The organism is Raineyella antarctica (assembly GCF_900092135.1).
GTDB lineage: Bacteria > Actinomycetota > Actinomycetes > Propionibacteriales > Propionibacteriaceae > Raineyella > Raineyella antarctica.
Window position 1 is genome coordinate 17,988 of sequence record NZ_FMYF01000010.1, and the last position, 19,536, is coordinate 37,523.

Here is a 19,536-nt window from a genome sequence, read left to right on the forward strand (position 1 = left end):
GCCCACGCCCGGCGCGTCAGCCGGGCCCGCTGCGGGAACGAGGATGCCGGCCCGCCCGCCCCGGGAGGCGTGCAGGCCGGCACACAGTCACTCGGCGTGTGCCTCAGTGCGTGTAGGCGACCCGCTGCCAGCTCAGTGCCTCGGCGGCGCCGGGACGGTTGACCGTAACCCTGAGCCAGTCCTTGTTGTTGCTCGAGCCGTCCACGGTGATGCGGGTCAGGTTGTCGGCCGTGCCGCGCACCCCGTAGTAGCCCAGCCAGGCCGACCCGGCGGCCAGCGGCTTGTCGACATTGTACGTGTGGCTGTCCCCGTCGAACAGGTACACGTCACCGTTGAAGGCGGACGATTCGTCGGTGAGGACCTGGACCAGTTCGTTGAACGCCGAGGTGTCCCAGAAGCCATCGCGCGGGTTGTCCGGGTCGAACATGTCGGCCTGCAGGAAGATCGCCACCGCGCGGTCATGGCGCCGGCCGGCATTGGCGAAGGTCTGGCGGACCAGGTCGATGGAGGCGTCCATCCGGGCCCGCTCCTCGGTGACCTGCACCTGGTTCGGCGCGGTCGCGCCGGTCCAGGGGGCCAGACCGTTGTTGGACCCGACCACGTGGATGGCGGCCATGGAGATGCCCTGGCGGCGCAGGGAGACGTTCTCCGGGAAGCCGAGGGCCGCCTGGGAGCTCACCTTGGTGGGCGGCTCGCCGAGCGTGGTGCCGGGCTTGTCGAAGAAGATCCGGCGGATGGTGTCGAGGCGCTCGTACGGGTTGTACGAGCCGTTGTTCGGTCGGTGGCAGTCGGTCCACTCGTTGTCACCGGGGGTGTAGACCAGCGGGGCCTCGAAGCGATCGAACTGGGTGCGGATCATCTTGTAGTAGCTGGTGTCGCAACGGTCCGAGCCGCTCTTGATGTCCCCGACGTGCAGCACGAGGGATGGGTCCGCGGCGTTGATGTCGTCGACCCAACCCGGGAACCTGGCGACCTGGGCTGCGCCGTAGGGCACGTCGCCGATCACGGCGAAGGAGTAGTGGCCGGCCTGCTGCTGGCCGGGGGCCTGGCCGGGGGCGGCCTGCGCGGCCGGGACGCCCACGAGGGCGGTCACGGCCAAGGTGGCAGCGGCCACCGCCAGGGAACGGATGCGGGACATGGAGTGCTCCTGTCGTAGGGAAGATGCACTCCGTTCCTAGCGCCCGGGCCATGAACACCGCGCCCTGGCGAGGTGACGGCTGGATGAACGCTTGCCGCCCTTCCGGCGGACCGTCCGCATCCGCCACGGTCGACAGGAGGGCGCCACCCCGGGGACGAGAGGGAGCTCAGAGCACCGAGAACTCGGCCGGCAGCGGTCGGCTTCCCGTGATCGCCACCTGCAGGCATCCGTTCGCCGCGGTGGTGAACCATGTCCGGGTGTCCAAGGCACCAGTCAACACGCGGTCGCGCGCCAGGGGAAGGCCTCAGATGGCCTCGACCAGGATGGCCGTGCCCTGTCCGCCGCCGATGGCGATGCCTGCCAGCCCCAGCCGGGCGCCGGTCGTGTTGTGTCGGACCAGCTGGCTGAACAGCCGGGTCAGCTGGACCGCTCCCGTCGCCGCCCAGGGGTGGCCGAGCGCGATGGCACCGCCCTGGGGGCAGTTGCGTCGCTCGTCGATGCCCAGCCCGTCCAGGCAGGAGAGCACCTGCCCGGCGAACGCCTCGTTGAAGTCGACGACGTCGATCCGATCCAGCTCGACCCCGGTACGTCCGACCAGGCGCCGGACCGCCGGGACGATACCCCAGCCGGGCCGGTCGGGGTCGCAGCCGACGCTGATCGCATCGAGTACCCGCAGGCCGTGCAGCCCGCGGCTCGCGGCCGTTCGTCCGTCACAGACCAGGACGGCCGCGGCGCCGTCGTTGACCCCGCAGCTGTTGGCGGCCGTCGCCGTGCCCTCGGGGCTGAAGGCGGGCCGGAAGCGGGCCAGCCGCTCGGGCGTGAAGCCCGGCCGTGGGCGTTCGTCGTGGTCCAGTCCTGCCACCGGAACGATCTCGGCCCTGAACAGCCCCTCGTCAGCGCTGGCAACCGCGCGCTGGTGGGAGCGGGCGGCGTACGCGTCCTGTCGCTGGCGTCCGATACCGCGCTCGGCGGACAACAGGTCGGCGGCCAGGCCCATGTCGGGGTCGGCGTGGCGCGAGTCGGTGAACGGGGCGCGGAAGTACTGCTGCGGCGGGGCGTCCGGACCGGCGGGTGGCCAGAAGGTCAGCGGCTGGGTGCTGGAGGACTGGGTGCCGCCGGCAAGCTGGAAGCCCTCACGGTACCCGGAGAGCATGGCGACGCTGTACTCGATGGCCGCCATCCCCGAGCCGCACTGGCGGTCCAGGGTGACGGCGGGGGTCGACTCGTGGATGCCGGCCTGCAGTGCGGCGATCCGGGCAGGATTGCCGCCCGGGCCGCGGATGTTGCCGACCACCACCTCGTCGATCGGTCCCTCGCAGCGGCGGGCCAGCTCGGCGAGCACCGGCGCCAGCAGGCTCGGCGCGTCCACCTGGCGCAGCGCTCCGCCAACGGTGCCGATCGGCGTCCGTAGGGCGTCGACGATCACCGGGCAGTCCTCGGGATTCCTCATGCCTGGTCCTCTCGGCGATCCTGCCCGGTCCGTCGCGATTCTCGGTGGGGGTGCCGGTCGGTCGCCAGGATGTCGGCGACCAGTCCTGCCCGGTCGATCTTCCCGGTCGGGGTCAGTGGCAGGACGTCGCGGACCAGCCAGCGGCGGGGGCGCCTGGCGCCGATCAGGTGCGTCCGCCCCCAGGCCCGGATCGCCCGGAGGTCATGGCTGGTGGTCACGCAGCACACCACCTCGCCCAGGCGTGCCTCCGGAACGGCCACCACCACCACGCGGGCGCTGGCGTGGTCCTGCAGCTCGGCCTCGATCGGAGCCAGCTGGACGGTCGCCCCGGCCGTGGTGGCGTTTCCGGGCCGGCCGAGGACCTCGACGTGGTCCCCCTCGAGCCGGGCCACGTCGTGGACGCTCGCGTAGCCGCGTTCGTCCGTGGGCACCCGGGACAGCCAGGGCGAGCGGACCCAGAGCACGCCGTTGCGGACTTCGGCATCTACGTGGTCGAACAGGCGCAGGTCGGTCGCGTCATGGCCCCACGCGACCAGGGACAGCTCGGCAGCGCCGTAGTAGTGGTCGACCCGCCATCCCGCAGCTTCGGCCCGCCGGCGCAACCCCGGTTCCAGGCCGTCGCCGGCGACCAGGGCATGCCTGCCCGGTGCGCCGTCCTCGACCAGTGCCAGGAGTTGGGCCGGGGTCAGCTGGGCGTGGGTGCAGCCGTCGGGCTCGCTGCTCCACCGGGCCCCCACGTACGTGGCCAGGCAGGCGGCGAAGAGGTTCATCGTGGCAGCCAGGGGTCCGGGGATCCAGAACCTGCTCGACTCCGCCAGCTGGAGCCGCTGCGCGCACGCGTCGAAGCTGTCCACCCAGGAGGCTGTGCTGCGGACGATCACCCGGGGCGCGCCGGAACTGGTCCCGGAGGTGGACAGCGCCACCTCCCGGCCCTCGCGGTGCGCCTGCCAGAACGCGGCGACCGGATCGGTCTCCTCGAGCACCGGGAGCGGGGCGGGGCGAGCAGGTGCGGAGGTATCGGGCGGCGCTGGTGTCATCGGTCCTCCGAGCACAGTAGGGAACTCCAACCCTATTTGAACAGCGTTCAAGGCGAGGGTGCAGGCGGGTTCAGGGTGTGGACCGCAAGACGTGCCGGGGGACTGAGGCGCCGTTCGGCGGCCGTCAGCAGGTGCGGCGCTACCAGAACCACCGCCGGGTGGCACGCAGGCGGGGGCTCGATCGGCGGCGCCGGTTGATCGAGAGGGACGGTGCGCTCAGGCCGGGGCCGGCGCGAGCGGCGCGAGCGGCGCGAGCGGCGCGAGCGCGGGCGGCGCGGGGCGGCCCGGCCGTGGTCAGGGGGTCAGCAGGAGCCGGCCGTGCACCCCTCCGTCCTGCAGCATCCGGTGCGCCCGAGCGGCCTGTGCGAGCGGCAGGGCCGCCGCCACCCGGCCTCGCAGCGTCGCGGTGGCGAGGAAGTGGTTGATTACCTGCGCCGCGGCGGCCAGGTCCTCGACCGTGGCGTTGCTCATCGCGAACCCGTGCAGGGTCAGGTCGCGGGTGTAGAGGGCACCGACGGGAAGGGCGGGGCGTGCCGCCATCGCGGCGGTCACGACCACCGAGCCACCGACCCGTACCAGCGGCAGGACGGTCTCCACGTCAGGCAGTCCGCTGGTGTCCCACCAGATGTCGATCCCCTCGGGTGCCGCATGCCCCACGCGGGTGACCAGATCTGGTGCCCCGTGGTCGAGGACGACGTCGGCGCCGTTGTCACGACACCAGGCGGCGTCCCTCGGGGATGCGGTGGCGACCACCCGCGCCCCCGCGGCCGCGGCGAGCTGGACCAGGGCGGTGCCGACTCCCCCGCTGGCATGGCCCACGAACAGCGTCTGCCCGGGCTCGAGCCGTGCCCGACGGAACAGCCCGATCGACGCGGTCGCCGCCGTGTGGAGCACTGCAGCGGCGACCATCGGGTCGACCCCGGGCGGCAGCGGGTAGAGGCGGTCCTGGGCCACCACCGAGTACTCCGCGAACGTGCCCTGCCGGCCGCCGTGGCCCATGCTGTTGCTCCAGACCCGGTCACCGATGCCGAACGCCGTCACGCCGGGTCCGGTTGCGACAACCGTGCCGACCAGGTCGCGCCCGATGACGAACGGGAACGGCGTCGGTGTCCGGTAGGCGCCCGAACGGACCAACAGATCGACGTGGTTGACCTCGGAAGCCTCCAGCCTCACCAGCACGTCGGTCGGCCCCGGCCGCGGGACGTCGAGCGGGCCGACCTCGATCAGCTCCGGGCCGCCCAGGGTCCGTACGAACGCGGCCTGCATCCTCGTCGGCACGTCCATGCCCCGTCCCCTCCCGGTCGTCGCTGTTTCCCTGGTCGCCACGAGGGATGCGGCCCCCTCAGCGAGCCGCCTCGCCGAGCACGCGCAGCAGGAACTCGCGCTGCACAGCCGCCGCCTCCTCGAACACCTGGCCGGGCCAGTAGACCAGCCCGAAGTGTCCGTTGCGGATCTGCACGACCTCCTTGGCACCTCCGGCCGACTCGTACGCAGCGCGGGCGACCTCCGGGGCCGCTCCCGGCATCTCGTCGGTCGGCGAGAGCAGCCACAGCGAGGGCACGGCCAGGTGCGGGACTGCGAGCCCGGCATGGAAGGGCACAGGGGTGTCGGGGGTGAACCGGGTCGCGACGTTCTCCCACCCGGTGCCGTGCCGGGCGCCGTGGTCGATGAACCAGCGGAAGGCGGTCAGCGGCGTGAGTAGCGAGGGGGTCCCGAGCTGGTCGGCCGATACCACCGGCAGCGGCCCCGCGCTGGTGCCCGGCCCGGTCACCTCGCCGTCCTGCAGGGTCCCGCGAAGCGCAGAGAACAGCGTGCCGTCCGGATCCGCCGGCGGATGCCTGCGACCGCAGGCCGGCACCTGCGCCACCACCGCCGTGACGCGCTCGTCGACGGCAGCCACCACCAATGCCACGGCGGCGCTCAGACTGTCCCCCCAGACCGCGATCCGGCTGGCATCGATCCCGTCCAGGGCGGACACGTACGTGACGGCGTCCTGGTACCCGCGGGCCTGCAGCCACGGGTTGACCACCAGGCGCTGGTCCGCGTCGCTGCCGCCGAAACCGGCATGGTCGTAGAGCAGCACCGCCAGACCCGCGGCGGCGAATACATCGGCGTACTTGTCGGCGGTCATGGTGATCGTGGCCGTGAAGCCGTTCGCCATCACCACCACGGGACGATCCCCACCGGCATCGCCTCGCCCGTACAGGCGTCCCCGCAGCCGGGCACCATCGGAGGACAGGTCCCGAGCGGTGAACGCGACCTCCTCGAACGCGACCGCGTCGTCCATCACCGGCACGCTCGCGCCACCGTGGTCACCATCGGGCCTCCTCGGGCTCGCGACACGACTGACGGCGCAGGTCACGCCGTGCTGGACGACAGACATGGCAGATCCCGGCCTCGTCTGCCAGTTTTGCCGATACCGCGCGGAGTGCACAAGAGCCGCGTCCGTCCGCTGTCGGGGGCCGTGGACGTCCGGGGCCTCCGCTGTCCTCCGAGCGGCCCTTCAACCTCTTCCCGCCACCTCGGGAGAAGGCCTAAGGTAAGTCATGGACGTGCCCCAGTCCCCCGACCGGTTCTCGCTGGTCGAGCTGCAGAACGCGTTCCGCAATCGCGGCATGCCCCTGGAGGCGCTGCGATCCGACATCACCCCGACCGGACTGCACTACCTGCTGGTCCACTTCGACATCCCCGAGGTCGACGCCGACAGCTGGCGGCTCAGGATCGACGGCCACGTGGACACGCCCCTCAGCCTCTCCTTGGCCGACCTACTGGCGCGCCCGTCACGTTCGGTGCCGGTGACACTGGAGTGCGCCGGCAACGGCCGGGGCCGGATGGCTCCGCGGGCCGAGTCCCAGCCGTGGCTGCTGGAGGCAATCGGCACCGCTGACTGGACGGGAACCCCACTGCGCGGCGTGCTGGCCGAGGCCGGCCTCCGGGACGGGGCGGTGGAGTGGGTGTTCACCGGTGCCGACCACGGGATGCAGGGCGGCGTCGAGCAGGACTACCAGCGCGCCCTCACCCTGGCCGAGGCCGATGGCGAGGACGTCCTGCTGGCGTACGCGATGAACGGGCGCCCACTGGAGCCGCAGCACGGGGCGCCGGTGCGCCTGCTGGTGCCCGGTTGGTACGGGATGACGAGCGTCAAGTGGCTCACCCGGATCGAGGCGGTGACCGAGCCCTTCGGCGGCTACCAGCAGGCGGAGGCCTACCGCTACCAGAGCGACCCGGAGGACCCCGGCGAGCCGGTGACCCGGATCCGGGTGCGGGCGCTGATGGTCCCGCCGGGCTTCCCCGACTTCCCGGATCGACAGCGCTACGTCGACGCCGGCCCGGTCACGATCCGGGGTCGGGCGTGGAGCGGCCAGGCCCCCGTCGTACGGGTCGAGGTGGGTGTCGACGGGCAGTGGTGTGAGGCCAGGCTCGAGGCCGCGCCCGGACGGTACGCGTGGCGTGCCTGGTCGGGCGAGGTCGACCTCGCTCCGGGGCCACACGTGCTGGCGTGCCGGGCCACCGACGCTGCCGGGAACACCCAGCCCGAGGAGGTATGGAACGTCCAGGGGATGGGCAACAACGCGGTCCAGCAGGTGCCGGTCCTGGCCAGGTCCGGGGTCCGATGACGGAAACACTCGCGGGTCGCACGCTCCTGATCTCGGGTGGCAGTCGGGGGATCGGTTTGGCCATCGCCCTCAGGGCCGCACACGACGGTGCGAACATCGCCCTGCTGGCCAAGACCGACCGGCCGCATCCGCGCCTGGCGGGCACCGTCCGCACAGCCGCCGCTGCGATTCGCGAGGCAGGCGGCAGTGCCCTGGGGATCGTCGGGGACGTACGCGACGACGAGGCGATCAGCGCAGCGGTGAGCGAGACGGTCGCGGCGTTCGGCGGGATCGACATCGTGGTGAACAATGCGAGCGCCATCGACCTGTCAGGCACACTCGACCTCGAGCCCAGGCGATATGACCTGATGCAGGACGTCAACGTGCGCGGCACCTTCATGCTCTCGCGGGCGGCGATGCCGGTGCTGGTCCAGGCGGAGAGCCCGCGAATCCTGACCCTCTCCCCGCCCCTCGACCTCAGCCCCCGGTGGCTGGGGGCGTTCCCGGGCTACATGGTCGCGAAGTACGGCATGACCCTGACGACACTCGGCCTCGCCGCCGAGTTCGCCGGGGCCGGCGTACTGGCCAACTGCCTGTGGCCGCGGACAACCATCCGGACGGCAGCCGTCGCCAACCTGCTGGGCGGCGATGAGGTGATGCGACGAAGCCGGACCCCAGACATCTACGCCGACGCCGCGTACCTCGTGCTGACGGATCCGCTGGGCAGGACGGGCCAGACCTTCATCGTCGAGGAGGTGCTGGCCGAGGCCGGCATCACCGACCTGGCCCGCTACTCCCCGGGCGTCGCGGAGGAGGACCTGTACCCGGACGCCTTCGTCGAATGATCCCACCCCGCACCGTCGGATCCAGAGGGAGCGATCGGGACCGGGGGGAGGGCGTGTACCGGCACGATCGTGCCGGTCTCAACCTCTAGATCCGATTCCGGACGCACCGGGTGGTCCAACCGGCACGATCATGCCGGTTCGTCTCGCCACAGACCGCTGGACAAGGATCGGGCGATTCAACCGGCAGGATCATGCCGGTTGGAGGTGGCGAACATGACGTTGGCCCAGGACGTACGACGGCGTCGCAGGGAACTCGGCCTGACCCAGGTCGACGCCGCGGAGCTTGCCGGCGTCTCGGAGCGGTTCGTCCGACTGGTGGAGGGCGGCAAGGACTCGGTCCGGCTCGACAAGCTCGAGATGCTGCTCGCGACCCTCGGACTGGAGTTGCGCGCAGGGGTGCGACAGACGTGAGTGTCGACCTGCGCACCGTCCGGCACGCCGAGGTCTACAAGGCAGGTCGTCCGGCCGCCACCCTGACGCGCGGAGACGGGACGGTGACCTTCACCTACCTGCCCGAGTACGCGGGTCCTCCGGTCGCCCGTACGCTCCCGGTGGGCCGCTCGGTGACGACGTACGGAGGTTCCCTGCCCCCGTTCTTCGCGGGCCTGTTGCCTGAGGGACGTCGCCTCACCGCTGTCCGCCGGGCCGCCAAGACCTCCGCCGACGATGACCTGACTCTGCTGCTGGTGGTCGGCTCCGACACCGTCGGCGACGTGACGGTGTTCCCGGAAGGAGCCGACCCCTCCCCCGCGGCGCCCGCCGTCGCGTCCACCGATCTGGCTTCACTGCGGTTCGCCGACCTGGTGGCCGAGGCCGGCTTCGTGGACCGACGGGCCGTACCGGGGGTCCAGGACAAGCTGTCGGCGAGCCGGATCACCTTGCCCGTGCGTTTCGCGGGGATCGACGCGATCATCAAGCTGGACACGCCGGACCATCCACTCGCAGTGGCCAACGAGTCCTACTTCCTCGACGTGGCGCGACGACTGCGCCAGCAGGTCGTCGAGTCCGAGGTGATCCGCGACCGGGACGGGCGCCCGGGCCTGCTGGTCCGCCGCTTCGACCGACCCCGCGGCACGGTGTCCAAGCTGGCCGTGGAGGACGCCACCCAACTGCTGGACCGCTACCCCGCCGACAAGTATGCCGTCACCGGCGAGGAGACGGCCATCGCTGTCGCACAGGCCTGCGCCGCCCGTCCGGTCGCGGCCCGGGGGATGTTCCAGCAGTTCGCGCTGGCCTGGTTGGTCGGCAACGGCGACCTGCACGCCAAGAACGTCTCCGTGGTGCAGCTGCCTTCCGGTGAGTGGCGGGTAGCCCCGATCTACGACGTCTCCTCGACCCTGCCGTACGGCGACCCTGCGATGGCCCTGTCGCTGCAGGGCTCGATCGAGGGCCTGACCCGATGTCACTTCCTGGGGTTCGGAGCGGCCCTCGGGCTGCCCCCACGGGCGGTGGAATCGGCGTTGGCCGAGGTTCTGGAGGCCACCGAGAGCGTGCCCGACGACCTGCAGGCCGGCGCCGTTCTCTGGCCCCCGGGCGTTCGCCAGGCACTGGCCGGCGAGTTGCTCCGGCGCCGGCACGACCTCGAGGCCTGACCGGGCTCGTGTCCGCAGGCGGCAGGAGCACTGGGACGCCGAGCGCCGAGCGCCCGGTCAGCGCATCGCCATCCGGGGGCGGGAGGGCAGCAGGGGGACCGAGGCTTCCACGTGACGTACGTGGCGTCCTGGGCTGCTGGCGATCGTCGACCCGATCGCTCCCCAGCCGACGGCGACCAGGATCGCGGCGGCCACGTCACTGGGACGGTGCCACTGCAACACCACGACACTCCACCCGGCGGCCAGGACCAGCACCGCCCCCGCCTTGGCAAGGGGCGCCCGGGCCCGCAGCGGGGCGAGCACCACCAGTGCGACCACGACCGACGCCACCGCTGTCAGGTGACCGCTGGGGAAGGAGTTGCCCATCGGCAGCTCGTCGATCGCGGGCCGGGACAGCACCAGCTTGAGCAATTCACTGGTCACCATCGCACCGACAATGGTCAGGAGCGCCGAACCGTAGCGGCGGAACTGCCGCCTCCCGATCGCCATACCTACCAGGACGAGAGCGACCAGGCCCACGAGCGGGGCGATAGCGCCGGCCATCCATGCCGCGGCGGTGACGGCCGCGGGCGTCAGCGCGCCGGCGCTGAGGCCCGGCAGATGCGTCATCAGGGCCTGGTCCACCTCCTGCCCCGGCAGAGTCGTCACGAAGATGCGGTACAGCGCGGCGATCCCGGCCGCGCAGCAGAGGACAACCCAGGTGGTGCGTTTCATGGTCCGTCCTCTCGAGCGTGTCCCTCCAACCTAGGGAGCGATCCCGAGCCCCTCCCCTGTCGGTCCTGTGCCCACGATGTGTGCCGTGCGGAACGCTGGGGGCGGGGCAGAGGAGGTCCGATTCAGGTCTCGACGAGGCGCGCCAGCTTGTCCAGGGCCATCCGGGTCCCGATCTCGTTGTCGTGCGCGGGCACGCCGTCAGGGATCCCCTCGTAGCTGATCGTGACGTCGGTCCCCTCACCGGCGTCGGTCAACGTGGTCGTCATGGTCATCGTGCCGCGCAGCCCGGTGTCCTCGGTCTCGAACTCGGAGGTCTCGATGACCTGCACGTCGGGGACGAGCCGCACGAACGTGCCCTGGTAGGTGTCCGTACGCTCCCCGCTCTTGCCGACCCCGTCCGCCACCACGTAGGTCAGCGAGATCCGCAACCGACCGCCCGGCCGGGCATCGAATTCGTGGACCAGCCCGACCATCCCGTCGGGGACTCGCCAGCGGGCGATGGCCAGCGGATCCACCAGTGCCTGGTAGACCACGGGGCGCGGAGCCTGCACGTGTCGGGTGACCGTCATCGCGTACATGGCAACCCCCACGATTTCGACAGTGCGGAACACAGCCAATTCTGCGCGCCGATCGGCCCACTCTCCAGAGCCGGCGGACCGGACCGCCCCCGCGCGCCTCGACAGCCGTGCCCAGCCGCCTGCCAGACTCGCGGCATGACGACCCGAGAGTTCGACATCGTCCTGTTCGGCGCCACCGGCTTCGTCGGTGCCCTGACGGCCGCCCACCTGGCCTCCGCCGCCCCGGCCGGCACCCGGATCGCGCTGGCCGGCCGCTCGCTCCCCCGTCTCGAACAGGTCCGGGCGGAGCTGCCCGCCGATGCCCGGGACTGGGACCTGGTCACCGTCGATGCCACCGACCTCGAGGGGCTGCGCCGCCTCGCCGCCCGCACCACCGTGCTGGCCTCGACCGTCGGACCGTACGCCCCGCACGGCAAGGACGTCGTCCGGGCCGCCGCCGAGCAGGGCACCCACTACGCCGACCTGACCGGTGAGGTCCTCTTCGTCCGCTGGACCATGGACGAACTGGATGGCATTGCCCGGACCAGCGGCGCCAAGATCGTGCACTCCTGCGGATTCGACTCGGTCCCCTCCGACCTCGGCGTCCTGGTCACCGCGCAGCAGGTCGCCGCCGACGGCCAGGGCACCCTGGCCGACACCACCCTGGCCGTGACGTCACTGCGCGGGGGTATCTCGGGCGGCACCATCGACTCGCTGCGCCAGCAGATCATGATGACCCACGAGGATCCCGCCCTGCGCCACGTGCTGGCCGACCGGTACGCGTTCAGCCCGCGCCGGTCCGAGGAGCCGACCCCCCACCGGCACATTCCGACCGGACCGCTCGCGCGGCTGCGCCGGCTCTCCCTGGCCCGCCGCGACCCGGCCACCGGCCACTGGACCGGCCCGTTCTTCATGGCCGGCTACAACACCCGGCTGGTGCGGCTGTCCAATACGCTGACCGGCTGGTCGTACGGGCGAGGCTTCCGCTACCGCGAGGTGAGCGACCTGGGCACCGGCCCCGCTGCCCCCGTGCGGGCGACGCTGATGGGCCTGGCCCTGGGCTCGGTGGCCGCCGGACTGTCCTGGCGGCCGACCCGTACGCTGCTGGACCGCCTCCTGCCCAGCCCCGGCCAGGGGCCGAGCGCCGCCCGACGCGCCGCCGGCCGGTTCCGGATGGAGATCACCGCCACCACCTCGACCGGCGCCCGCTACCGGACCACCGTCGCCGCCGACCACGATCCCGGCTACGACGGGACAGCGATCATGCTCGGCCAGAGCGCCCTCTGCCTGGCCCTCGACGGTCCACGGCTCCCCGACCGCACCGGTGTCCTCACCCCGGCGACCGCCCTGGGTGCTGTCCTGGTGGACCGACTGCGCAGCCAGGGCTTCACCTTCGCCGTCGAACGAGTCGCCTGAACCGCACAGCTGTTCCGCCAGCACCCGAACCGGCACACGCCGGCACGGGAAACCGCAAAGATGTCCTCGTGATCACCGCGATGGTTTCCCTCAAGGTCAAGAAGGGCGCCCTCTCCCGGGTCGCCACCGAACTGAGCGCGATCGAGGAGGTGTCCGAGGTCTACTCGACCACCGGGACGTACGACCTGCTCGCCCAGGTACAGGTCCACGAGTACGAGAACCTCTCCGACGTCGTCAACGACAAGATCGCCAACCTGCCCGGCATCCGGGACACCCGGACGGTGACCGCCTTCAAGCAGTACAAGTTCCGCCGGCTGGATGCCGGCGGGGCCCCCGCCCTGGACACCGCCCCCGGCGCCCCCGGGGATGCGGGGAGCGAGGCGGCCCAGTCCCAGCTGGCCCGCGGCCGCCGGGCGATCGCCCCGATCCTGGCCAAGCTGTCCGACAACTTCAACCTGGACCGGGCCGAGATCTCCGCCGTCATCGCCGCGATCAACGCCGGCGAACTGTCGGACGTGCAGATCGCCGGGTTCCTGGTCGGGCTGACCACCAAGGGCCCGACGGTCCAGGAGGTCGCCGCAATCGCCGAGGCCATGCGGCGGGTGGCCGTGCCGTTCAGTGTCGAGGTCGCCGGCGAGCTGTCCGACACCTGCGGGACCGGGGGTGGCCTGACCACCTTCAACGTCAGCTCGGCCAACGCGATCCTGTCGGCGGCCGCCGGGGTGAAGGTCGCCAAGCACGGTAGCCGGTCGATCTCCTCCTCCTCGGGCAGCGCCGACGTACTGGAGGCCCTCGGCATCGACATCGACTCCACCCCTGAGCAGGCGGCCCGGCTGCTGGAGACGGTCGGCGTGGCGTTCCTGCACGCTCCCACCTTCCACCCGATCATGGGCCGGGTCTTCGGCCCGGAGAACGAGCTGGGCATCAAGTCGATCTTCTTCACGATCATCGGCCCGCTGATCAACCCGGCCGGCGCCCGGAACCACTCGATGGGCGTCTACAAGCCCGAGCTGGTCTCGATGATGGCCCAGGTGGTCGCCGAGATGGACTTCAACCACGTTCTCATCGCGCACGGCCTGGACGGCCTGGACGAGCTGTCGCTGCTGGGACGTACGTCCATCGCCGACGTGCACCGGGGCCGGATCCGCTACTACGAGCTGACCCCGGAGGACGTGGGACTCCGACGATGCACGATCGAGGACCTCACCGGCGGCACCCCGGAGCAGAACGCCCGCATCATCCGGGACATCTTCACCGGTGCCGAGACCGGCCCGCGCCGCGACATGCTGCTGCTCAACTGCGGCGCGACGCTGTACGTCAACGACAAGGCCGCCACGATCGCCGACGGCGTGGCGCTGGCCCGCCAGGTCCTCGACTCCGGGGCCGCCAACGCCAAGCTGGACGAGCTGATCGCCGCCTCGCGGGCGCAGGCATGACCCGCTCCCTCGTCGCCTCCATCCGGGATCGCCAGCACGCGGGTCTCTTCCCGGTGATCAGCGAGGTGAAGAGCCGCTCCCCCAAGGAGGGCGACCTGCTGGCCGGCCGCGATCCGGTCACGTACGCCCGGGCGATGGCCTCGGCGGGCGTGGCCGGGATCAGCGTGGTCACCGAGCCCGAGCATTTCGGCGGCTCGATGGACGTGCTTCGGGCCGTCGTCGCCGCGGTCGACCTGCCGGTGCTGGCCAAGGACTTCGTGACCTCCCCCGACGAGATCGACCCGTTCGTCCAGGCCGGCGCCGCCGCCCTGCTGCTGATCGCCTCGCACCTGGAGGCCGACACCCTGGCGGCACTGGTCGACCACGCCCGGGCCCGCGGCATCGAGACGCTGGTGGAGGCGCACACCGTTGAGGAGGCCCGCATCGTCGGGGCCCTGCCCGGCGACCTGCTGGGCATCAACAACCGGGACATCACCGTCCTTGAGGTCGACGACAGCGACGTCTCCCGGACCGCCGAGCTGGCCGGCCTCTACCCCGCCGGCCGACCGGTGGTCAGCGAGAGTGCGATCGCCGGCCCGGCGGACGTGCGCCGGGCTGCGGCCGCCGGGGCGGATGCGGTGCTGGTCGGCACCGCCGCGCTGCGTGCCCCCGACACGGTGGCCTTCCTGCGTGGGCTGGCCGGGGTGGGCTGGCCGGTATGACCTGGGCCAAGATCTGCGGGATCTGCCACCCCGAGGACGTGGCGACCTGCGTCGGGGCAGGGGTGGACGCGCTGGGCTTCGTGGTGGAGTATCCCGCCGACGTGCCGTGGAACCTGACCGTGGCACGTGCCCGGGAGCTGATGGCCCTGGTGCCACCAGGGGTCGAGCGGGTAGCCGTCGTCGGCGACGATCACGGGCGGGTCCTGTCCATCGCCGGCGAGCTGCGGCCCGACCTGGTCCAGCTGCACGCGGACGAGGATCCGCGCACCACGGCCCGGCTCGTCGGAGAGCTGCACGGTCTGGGCATCCGGGTGGTGAAGGCGTTGCGCTTCGACGTGGACTCCGGACGCCTCCTCACCGCCCACCCGGTGCCCGGGACCCCGCTGGCCACCGCGCGGTGGTACGCCGAGGCGGGCGTCGACATCCTGCTGGTCGACTCGGTCAGCAGGGACCGCCCTGCCGGGACCGGCCGCACGGTCGACCTGCGGGTGGCCAGGGCGGTCCGGGAGGGAGCAGGGGTGCCGGTGGTCCTGGCCGGCGGCCTGCGGGCGGACAACGTTGAGGCGGCGATCGAGGCGGTGCAGCCGTACGGGGTGGACGTGATCAGTGGGGTGGAGGGGCCGGTCGGGCACAAGGACCCCGACCGGGTCCGGGCGTTCCTGGCCGCTGTTCGGGGCTGATGAGGGTCAGGTTCCAGGATCCTCCGGTCGAGACCCACCACCACCCGACGAGGACCACCGCGACCAGGCCCGCGGCCGGAACACCAAGATTCCCCGCCTGTCTGAGCAGGGCTGCATGTTCGCCAGAGGGCCCCACGACGAGAGGTGCCGGTTACGATGACGAACAGGGACTCCGGCGAAAGGGGAGGCGATGCATCCGTTCTACGAGCCGAATGCCCGCCAGTTGGCCGGCCGCGGCACGTCGGCCTCAGGCCTGCTGTCGATGGCGGCCTACCTCGCGTTCTGGGCGGTGGCTCTGGTGATCGTCCGGCGCGAGGTCGACGCCCGGTTCCCCAAGGGGAGGATCTCCCAGCCGGACACCGCGATGGTGCTGCTCCGCGAGCGCTTCGCCAGGGGCGAGATCGACCAGGACCAGTTCCGCGCGATGACGGCTGTGCTGCAACGACCGGCCCCGACCCCCGGGTAGGCGCGTCCACCCTTCGGGCGGTGCGGCGTGGTCCTCGCCGGCGGGTCGTTCCGGCGGTTCGGGGAAGCCCGTCAGTGCCGTGCGCCCTGCCTCCCTGGCCTACCTGTGCTGCCCGGGACGGGGACGCTCCAACACGCGCGAGACCACCGGCCAGAGCGGACCACGCCGGGCGGAGACGGTGGTGGCCCAGGCCGCCCGTCCCCCCTCACGGTCGTGTTCGGCCAGCATCTCGGCCCACAGCGGCTCGATCAGGTGGTAGGTCACCCAACGCTCCAGGTCGTGGTACCGATCGAATCCGCGCGGCGTCAGCGCGTGGATACCATCGCCGGACGGCTGCGCGAACAGGCCAGCCGGGGCACCGAGCGCCAGCGGGGCCCGCAAGACGTCAGCCAGGCGTCCGTACGAGGCCTGCAGGGCCGGGAGGTCGATGGCGCCGGCGTAGGCCTGCCAGAAGGCGTCGTACGCGAGCCCACCGGCCCCACCCAGCTGTAGCCGACGCGCGATCGGCAGCTCACCTCGGTCGACCGCCGCGATGTAGGTCTCGACCCCGAAGTGGTTGACCAGGAAGTTGCGGCCGAGGAAGGACGAGGACCCCGCGCCGAAACCGAGGAAACGACGGCGGGTGATCGAGGTGTAGCTCGCCGACGAGCGCCGGTTGAACGTCCAGACAGACCGACGCTCGTAGCCGTACGACGCCGCGATGTCGGTCGCCGCGGCGAGGACCTCGTGCTCACGCCTGCGCTCGTGCCGGGCACGGCCGAACGGGGTGTACCCGAAACGCATCAGCGGATAGGTCGAGACCTGGTCGGCCCCGAGTTCGAGACAGGTCCGCAGGTCGCGCAGGAACGCCCCCGCATGGGCGTCGTCGTACTCGACGTCGACGATCAGGTCGACGTCAACGAGATCGAAGCGCCCCACGGCGGCCTCCACTGCGGCTCGGGTCTCCGCGGCGTCATGCGGACGACGCAAGTGGCGCAGCACGTCGTCGGAGAAGGACTGGGCGCCGATGCTCACGGCGCTGAATCCCATGGCGCGCAGGGTGTCCAGTCGTTCCGGGGTGCCATGGGTCGGCAGCACCTCGATCGCCCGCTCGCCGGCAACCGGGAAGTCCGCAAGGAGCTCGGCGAGCGCCTCGGGGAAGAGGGTGGGAGTCCCGCCGCCCACGTACAACGACGTGAAACCTCCCGGTCCGGCGATCCCGGCATCCAGGTAGCGCCGGATCTCACCGAGCAGCGCGGCGAAGTATCGCCCGGGCTGCCCGGTGCGGGGGACGACCTTGTTGTACGGGCAGAAGGGGCAGATCCGCGTGCAGAAGGGGACATGCACGTACGCACCGACGGGTGCGTCCAGCATGGCGACCACGTCCGCAGGTCCCAGCCCGGAAACCTCGCCCATGGAGACATCGTCCCACGACCGCTCGTGATCGGGGTGTGCTCGCTCCCGAAGGACGACGGGGCAGTAGCACGCCTGGGGGCCGCCGCTGCTGGTGCGCCCGCGTCAGGCGAGGAGGTTGGTGAACGCGGTCCGTGCCGCGAACAGCGCACTGTCGAGGAAGGCGGTCGGGTCGGCGGACCGGGTGAAGAGCCAGGACATCTCCCCGACGACGACCAGGCTGAGCACCGGGGAAAGGACGTGCTTCTCGAAGAACCTGCCGGTCGTGAGGTCCGCAACATGGAAGCGGATCCTGGAAAGCGGCAACAGGTAGGGCACGCCTTCCCTGGTCAGGGTGTCGCCGAGCAGGTGTGCGACGTACCCGATTCCGAAGCTCCAGGTGACCAGCCCCAGCGGCACGTACAGGTCCGACGTGGTGATCGCCACGAGGACGACACCGACCGCCAGGGACACGAGGGTGTGCAGGACCATCGACGTCTTCGAGAAACGCAGCTGCAGCGCCGCGAACCCGACGGCGAACAGGAAGCCGCACCAGAGGCCGGCGACCAGGCCACCGACCCACATCAGCAGGCCCGTGATCGCGGTGAACACCACCGCGCCGAGGATGGAATGGGTGCCCTGGCGGTGACCGCCGGAGATGTGCCCGACCAGCGAGGCCAACCCCTTCGAGATCGGCCCGAGGGACCGCGCGATCGTCGCGCTCGGATGGTCGAAGTCGGGCATCATCGCACCGCCGGCCGCCGCCGCGGCGACCAGCGGGATGCTCCACGCGTTGCCGAGGACCCCGAGCCCGGTCAGGGCAGGGACGGCTGCGAGCGCCAGGGCTACCCCCGACGTCGCATGGGTTCGCCCTAGCACGAAGGCTCCGGTGCTGTTGTCCCAGGTGCTGTCTCGGACTCCACGGCACCGAATCCCTCGTCGATCACGCCTGACCTTAACCCCTGCGGCTGCGCCACGATCCCCCGGGATGGACCGGACCGGTCGATCAGGCCTGTGGCGGACCCGAGTGCGAGTCGAGGAACCGATAGACCTCCACGTCGTCGACGCCCGGGAAGGTGCCCGGTGGTAGCGCGGCCAGCAGGTGCGCGTGCGTCCGCGCGCTCGGCCAGGACATGGACGACCAGCGCTCGGTGAGCGCCGCCGGTGGTAGGCGGCAGCAGTTCGGATCGGGGCACGTGGAGACCGAGTGCTCCTTCGTGTCCCGCCCCCGGAACCACTTGGAGTCCCGGTAGGGCACCCCGATGCTGGTGGAGAACGACCCACTCACCCCGGTCCGGTCGACTCGAGCCGTGCACCAGTAGGTGCCGCTCGGGGTGTCGGTGAACTGGTCGAACGAGTTGAACTTGTCCGCCACGTCGAACACCTGCCGCGAGGTCCAGTTACGACACACCGGCTGCCCCTCGATCGCGCCCAGGCTGTCCTGGGGGAAGCTGATCCCGTCGTTCTCGTACGCCTTGTAGATGATGCCGGACTCGTGCACCCGCTGGAAGTGCACCGGGATGCCGAGGCGCTTGGTCGCGAAGTTCGTGAACCGGTGGCAGGCGGCCTCGTAGCTGACCGCGAAGGTGTCCCTCAGGTCCTCCGGCGCCAGCTCCCGCCGGGACTTGGCCTCTTCCAGGAACTTGACTGCGGGCTCCTCCGGCATGAGGAGCGCCGCGGCGAAGTAGTTGGTCTCGACCCGCTGGCGCAGGAAGTCACCGTAGTTCGTCGGTGGCGTGTGGCCGAGGATATAGTGGCCGAGGGCCTGCAGCAGGACCGACTTCGGGTCCTGGTCACCCAGGCCCGCCGTGGGCAGGTAGATCCGCATGTTCTTCAGGTCGGTGACCGAGCGGGTCGAGTGCGGCAGGTCGCTCGCGTACTGCAGGGAGAAGCCGAGGTGCGCAGTGATCTCGCCGATGACGTGTTGTGACAGCGGCCCCGAGACGTAGCCGACGCGCTTCAGCAGCTTGGCCGCCTCCGCCTCCAGCTCACCGAAGTAGTTGTCCCGGGCGCGCATCTCGTCGCGCAGCAGGGCGTTGGCGCGCCTGGCCTCCTCGGGTGTCGCGACCCGCTCCGCCGCGTCGTGGGCGATCTCGCGGTGCAGCCCGACGAGCGCCTCCAGCACGTCCATCGGCATCCGCGGGGAGATCCGCACGCTCGGCAGGCCCTTGGCCCGGGCGAGGGTGGAGTTCATGTGGCGGTCGAGCTCGATCTCGAGCTGGGCACGGCGGCTCGGCACCGGCGCGGTCAGGTCGTCGAGCGTCGCCTCGTACAACCGGGCGAGCACCTGCAGGGTGGACACCTTCGCCTCGCGCTTGCCGTTCTCGAGCAGCGACAGCTGCGATGCTGCGATGCCGGCCTGCTCGGCGACCTGCGCCAGGGTCAGGTTGCGCTCCTTGCGCAGGTGGCGCAACCGGCGTCCGAGTGAAAACGGGTCGAAAGGCTCTGCTGCGGCGTCGGGACCGGTGGGCCGATCATCGTTGACTAGCACGATATTCACAATACCTGAAGATATGCATTTCTTTCCAAAGAATTTT

Annotated in this window: 19 protein-coding genes; 9 read left to right on the forward strand and 10 right to left on the reverse strand. The window is 71.3% G+C overall.

Annotated elements, in window-relative coordinates; genetic code table 11:
• Positions 1–103: 103 nt before the first annotated feature.
• The 5 genes from GA0111570_RS13440 to GA0111570_RS13460 all read right to left on the reverse strand — a co-directional run bounded on the left by GA0111570_RS13440 (position 104) and on the right by GA0111570_RS13460 (position 6,008).
• A complete protein-coding gene (locus GA0111570_RS13440; protein ID WP_092612288.1) occupies positions 104–1,138 on the reverse strand; it encodes a metallophosphoesterase family protein in 1,035 nt (344 codons plus the stop codon).
• Between the two features lie 304 nt (positions 1,139–1,442).
• Entirely contained in the window at positions 1,443–2,588 is a 1,146-nt protein-coding gene (locus tag GA0111570_RS13445) for a thiolase family protein (protein WP_092612291.1), read from the reverse strand.
• The gene (locus GA0111570_RS13450; RefSeq protein ID WP_139283251.1) at positions 2,585–3,625 is read right to left on the reverse strand and encodes an acyl-CoA synthetase family protein; all 1,041 of its coding nucleotides are present in this window, start codon (positions 3,623–3,625) and stop codon (positions 2,585–2,587) included. The genes GA0111570_RS13445 and GA0111570_RS13450 overlap by 4 nt, the downstream gene beginning before the upstream one ends.
• A 294-nt stretch (positions 3,626–3,919) precedes the next feature.
• The gene (locus GA0111570_RS13455; protein WP_217634175.1) at positions 3,920–4,909 is read right to left on the reverse strand and encodes an NADPH:quinone reductase; all 990 of its coding nucleotides are present in this window, start codon (positions 4,907–4,909) and stop codon (positions 3,920–3,922) included.
• A 58-nt stretch (positions 4,910–4,967) separates the two neighbouring features.
• Complete coding sequence (locus GA0111570_RS13460; RefSeq protein WP_092612299.1) at positions 4,968–6,008, reverse strand: alpha/beta hydrolase; 1,041 nt, start codon at positions 6,006–6,008, stop codon at positions 4,968–4,970.
• A gap of 163 nt (positions 6,009–6,171) precedes the next feature.
• On the opposite strand from GA0111570_RS13460, the gene GA0111570_RS13465 reads away from it, so the two are divergent.
• From GA0111570_RS13465 to GA0111570_RS13480, 4 genes are all read left to right on the forward strand, one after another.
• Complete coding sequence (locus GA0111570_RS13465; protein ID WP_139283252.1) at positions 6,172–7,242, forward strand: sulfite oxidase; 1,071 nt, start codon at positions 6,172–6,174, stop codon at positions 7,240–7,242.
• Positions 7,239–8,066 (forward strand): SDR family oxidoreductase, encoded by an 828-nt coding sequence (locus tag GA0111570_RS13470; RefSeq protein WP_092612302.1) that lies wholly within the window; start codon positions 7,239–7,241, stop codon positions 8,064–8,066. Before GA0111570_RS13465 ends, GA0111570_RS13470 begins: the two co-directional genes overlap by 4 nt.
• A 213-nt stretch (positions 8,067–8,279) precedes the next feature.
• Positions 8,280–8,477, forward strand: coding sequence for a helix-turn-helix domain-containing protein (locus tag GA0111570_RS13475; protein ID WP_175557496.1), 198 nt, complete (start codon positions 8,280–8,282; stop codon positions 8,475–8,477).
• The gene (locus GA0111570_RS13480) at positions 8,474–9,658 is read left to right on the forward strand and encodes a type II toxin-antitoxin system HipA family toxin (protein WP_092612305.1); all 1,185 of its coding nucleotides are present in this window, start codon (positions 8,474–8,476) and stop codon (positions 9,656–9,658) included. The genes GA0111570_RS13475 and GA0111570_RS13480 overlap by 4 nt, the downstream gene beginning before the upstream one ends.
• A gap of 57 nt (positions 9,659–9,715) precedes the next feature.
• Here GA0111570_RS13480 and GA0111570_RS13485 read toward each other — a convergent pair whose 3' ends face one another.
• Entirely contained in the window at positions 9,716–10,372 is a 657-nt protein-coding gene (locus GA0111570_RS13485) for a phosphatase PAP2 family protein (RefSeq protein ID WP_092612308.1), read from the reverse strand.
• 122 nt (positions 10,373–10,494) lie between these two features.
• Complete coding sequence (locus GA0111570_RS13490; RefSeq protein WP_245703214.1) at positions 10,495–10,962, reverse strand: SRPBCC domain-containing protein; 468 nt, start codon at positions 10,960–10,962, stop codon at positions 10,495–10,497.
• A 123-nt stretch (positions 10,963–11,085) separates the two neighbouring features.
• Here GA0111570_RS13490 and GA0111570_RS13495 point away from each other — a divergent pair, with 123 nt between their 5' ends.
• The 5 genes from GA0111570_RS13495 (at position 11,086) to GA0111570_RS13515 (ending at position 15,628) form a co-directional block, all read left to right on the forward strand.
• Positions 11,086–12,345, forward strand: a complete 1,260-nt coding sequence (locus GA0111570_RS13495; protein ID WP_092612314.1) for a saccharopine dehydrogenase family protein — start codon at positions 11,086–11,088, stop codon at positions 12,343–12,345.
• A 68-nt stretch (positions 12,346–12,413) separates the two neighbouring features.
• Positions 12,414–13,781, forward strand: coding sequence for an anthranilate phosphoribosyltransferase (gene trpD, locus GA0111570_RS13500; RefSeq protein WP_092612317.1), 1,368 nt, complete (start codon positions 12,414–12,416; stop codon positions 13,779–13,781).
• Positions 13,778–14,482 carry an indole-3-glycerol-phosphate synthase gene (locus tag GA0111570_RS13505; RefSeq protein WP_092612320.1) on the forward strand — a complete coding sequence of 235 codons (705 nt, stop codon included), beginning with the start codon at positions 13,778–13,780 and terminating at the stop codon, positions 14,480–14,482. The genes trpD and GA0111570_RS13505 overlap by 4 nt, the downstream gene beginning before the upstream one ends.
• Positions 14,479–15,162, forward strand: a complete 684-nt coding sequence (locus GA0111570_RS13510; protein ID WP_092612323.1) for a phosphoribosylanthranilate isomerase — start codon at positions 14,479–14,481, stop codon at positions 15,160–15,162. The genes GA0111570_RS13505 and GA0111570_RS13510 overlap by 4 nt, the downstream gene beginning before the upstream one ends.
• 190 nt (positions 15,163–15,352) lie before the next feature.
• Positions 15,353–15,628 (forward strand): SHOCT domain-containing protein, encoded by a 276-nt coding sequence (locus GA0111570_RS13515; RefSeq protein WP_092612326.1) that lies wholly within the window; start codon positions 15,353–15,355, stop codon positions 15,626–15,628.
• 99 nt (positions 15,629–15,727) lie between these two features.
• On the opposite strand, the gene GA0111570_RS13520 is transcribed toward GA0111570_RS13515, so the two are convergent.
• From GA0111570_RS13520 to GA0111570_RS13530, 3 genes are all read right to left on the reverse strand, one after another.
• Positions 15,728–17,023, reverse strand: coding sequence for a radical SAM protein (locus GA0111570_RS13520; RefSeq protein ID WP_092612329.1), 1,296 nt, complete (start codon positions 17,021–17,023; stop codon positions 15,728–15,730).
• 102 nt (positions 17,024–17,125) lie between these two features.
• Positions 17,126–17,878 carry a metal-dependent hydrolase gene (locus GA0111570_RS13525; RefSeq protein WP_175557497.1) on the reverse strand — a complete coding sequence of 251 codons (753 nt, stop codon included), beginning with the start codon at positions 17,876–17,878 and terminating at the stop codon, positions 17,126–17,128.
• A 127-nt stretch (positions 17,879–18,005) separates the two neighbouring features.
• Positions 18,006–19,490, reverse strand: coding sequence for an XRE family transcriptional regulator (locus GA0111570_RS13530; RefSeq protein ID WP_217634176.1), 1,485 nt, complete (start codon positions 19,488–19,490; stop codon positions 18,006–18,008).
• Positions 19,491–19,536 lie beyond the last annotated feature (46 nt).

What these genes read in the sequence shown, in the direction of transcription:
- GA0111570_RS13440 (WP_092612288.1), bottom strand. Translation starts at nt 1,138, where the DNA reads ATGTCCCGCATCCGTTCCCTGGCGGTGGCCGCTGCCACCTTGGCCGTG.
- GA0111570_RS13445 (WP_092612291.1), bottom strand. Translation starts at nt 2,588, where the DNA reads ATGAGGAATCCCGAGGACTGCCCGGTGATCGTCGACGCCCTACGGACG.
- GA0111570_RS13450 (WP_139283251.1), bottom strand. Translation starts at nt 3,625, where the DNA reads ATGACACCAGCGCCGCCCGATACCTCCGCACCTGCTCGCCCCGCCCCG.
- GA0111570_RS13455 (WP_217634175.1), bottom strand. Translation starts at nt 4,909, where the DNA reads ATGGACGTGCCGACGAGGATGCAGGCCGCGTTCGTACGGACCCTGGGC.
- GA0111570_RS13460 (WP_092612299.1), bottom strand. Translation starts at nt 6,008, where the DNA reads ATGTCTGTCGTCCAGCACGGCGTGACCTGCGCCGTCAGTCGTGTCGCG.
- GA0111570_RS13465 (WP_139283252.1), top strand. Translation starts at nt 6,172, where the DNA reads ATGGACGTGCCCCAGTCCCCCGACCGGTTCTCGCTGGTCGAGCTGCAG.
- GA0111570_RS13470 (WP_092612302.1), top strand. Translation starts at nt 7,239, where the DNA reads ATGACGGAAACACTCGCGGGTCGCACGCTCCTGATCTCGGGTGGCAGT.
- GA0111570_RS13475 (WP_175557496.1), top strand. Translation starts at nt 8,280, where the DNA reads ATGACGTTGGCCCAGGACGTACGACGGCGTCGCAGGGAACTCGGCCTG.
- GA0111570_RS13485 (WP_092612308.1), bottom strand. Translation starts at nt 10,372, where the DNA reads ATGAAACGCACCACCTGGGTTGTCCTCTGCTGCGCGGCCGGGATCGCC.
- GA0111570_RS13495 (WP_092612314.1), top strand. Translation starts at nt 11,086, where the DNA reads ATGACGACCCGAGAGTTCGACATCGTCCTGTTCGGCGCCACCGGCTTC.
- GA0111570_RS13505 (WP_092612320.1), top strand. Translation starts at nt 13,778, where the DNA reads ATGACCCGCTCCCTCGTCGCCTCCATCCGGGATCGCCAGCACGCGGGT.
- GA0111570_RS13510 (WP_092612323.1), top strand. Translation starts at nt 14,479, where the DNA reads ATGACCTGGGCCAAGATCTGCGGGATCTGCCACCCCGAGGACGTGGCG.
- GA0111570_RS13515 (WP_092612326.1), top strand. Translation starts at nt 15,353, where the DNA reads ATGCATCCGTTCTACGAGCCGAATGCCCGCCAGTTGGCCGGCCGCGGC.
- GA0111570_RS13520 (WP_092612329.1), bottom strand. Translation starts at nt 17,023, where the DNA reads ATGGGCGAGGTTTCCGGGCTGGGACCTGCGGACGTGGTCGCCATGCTG.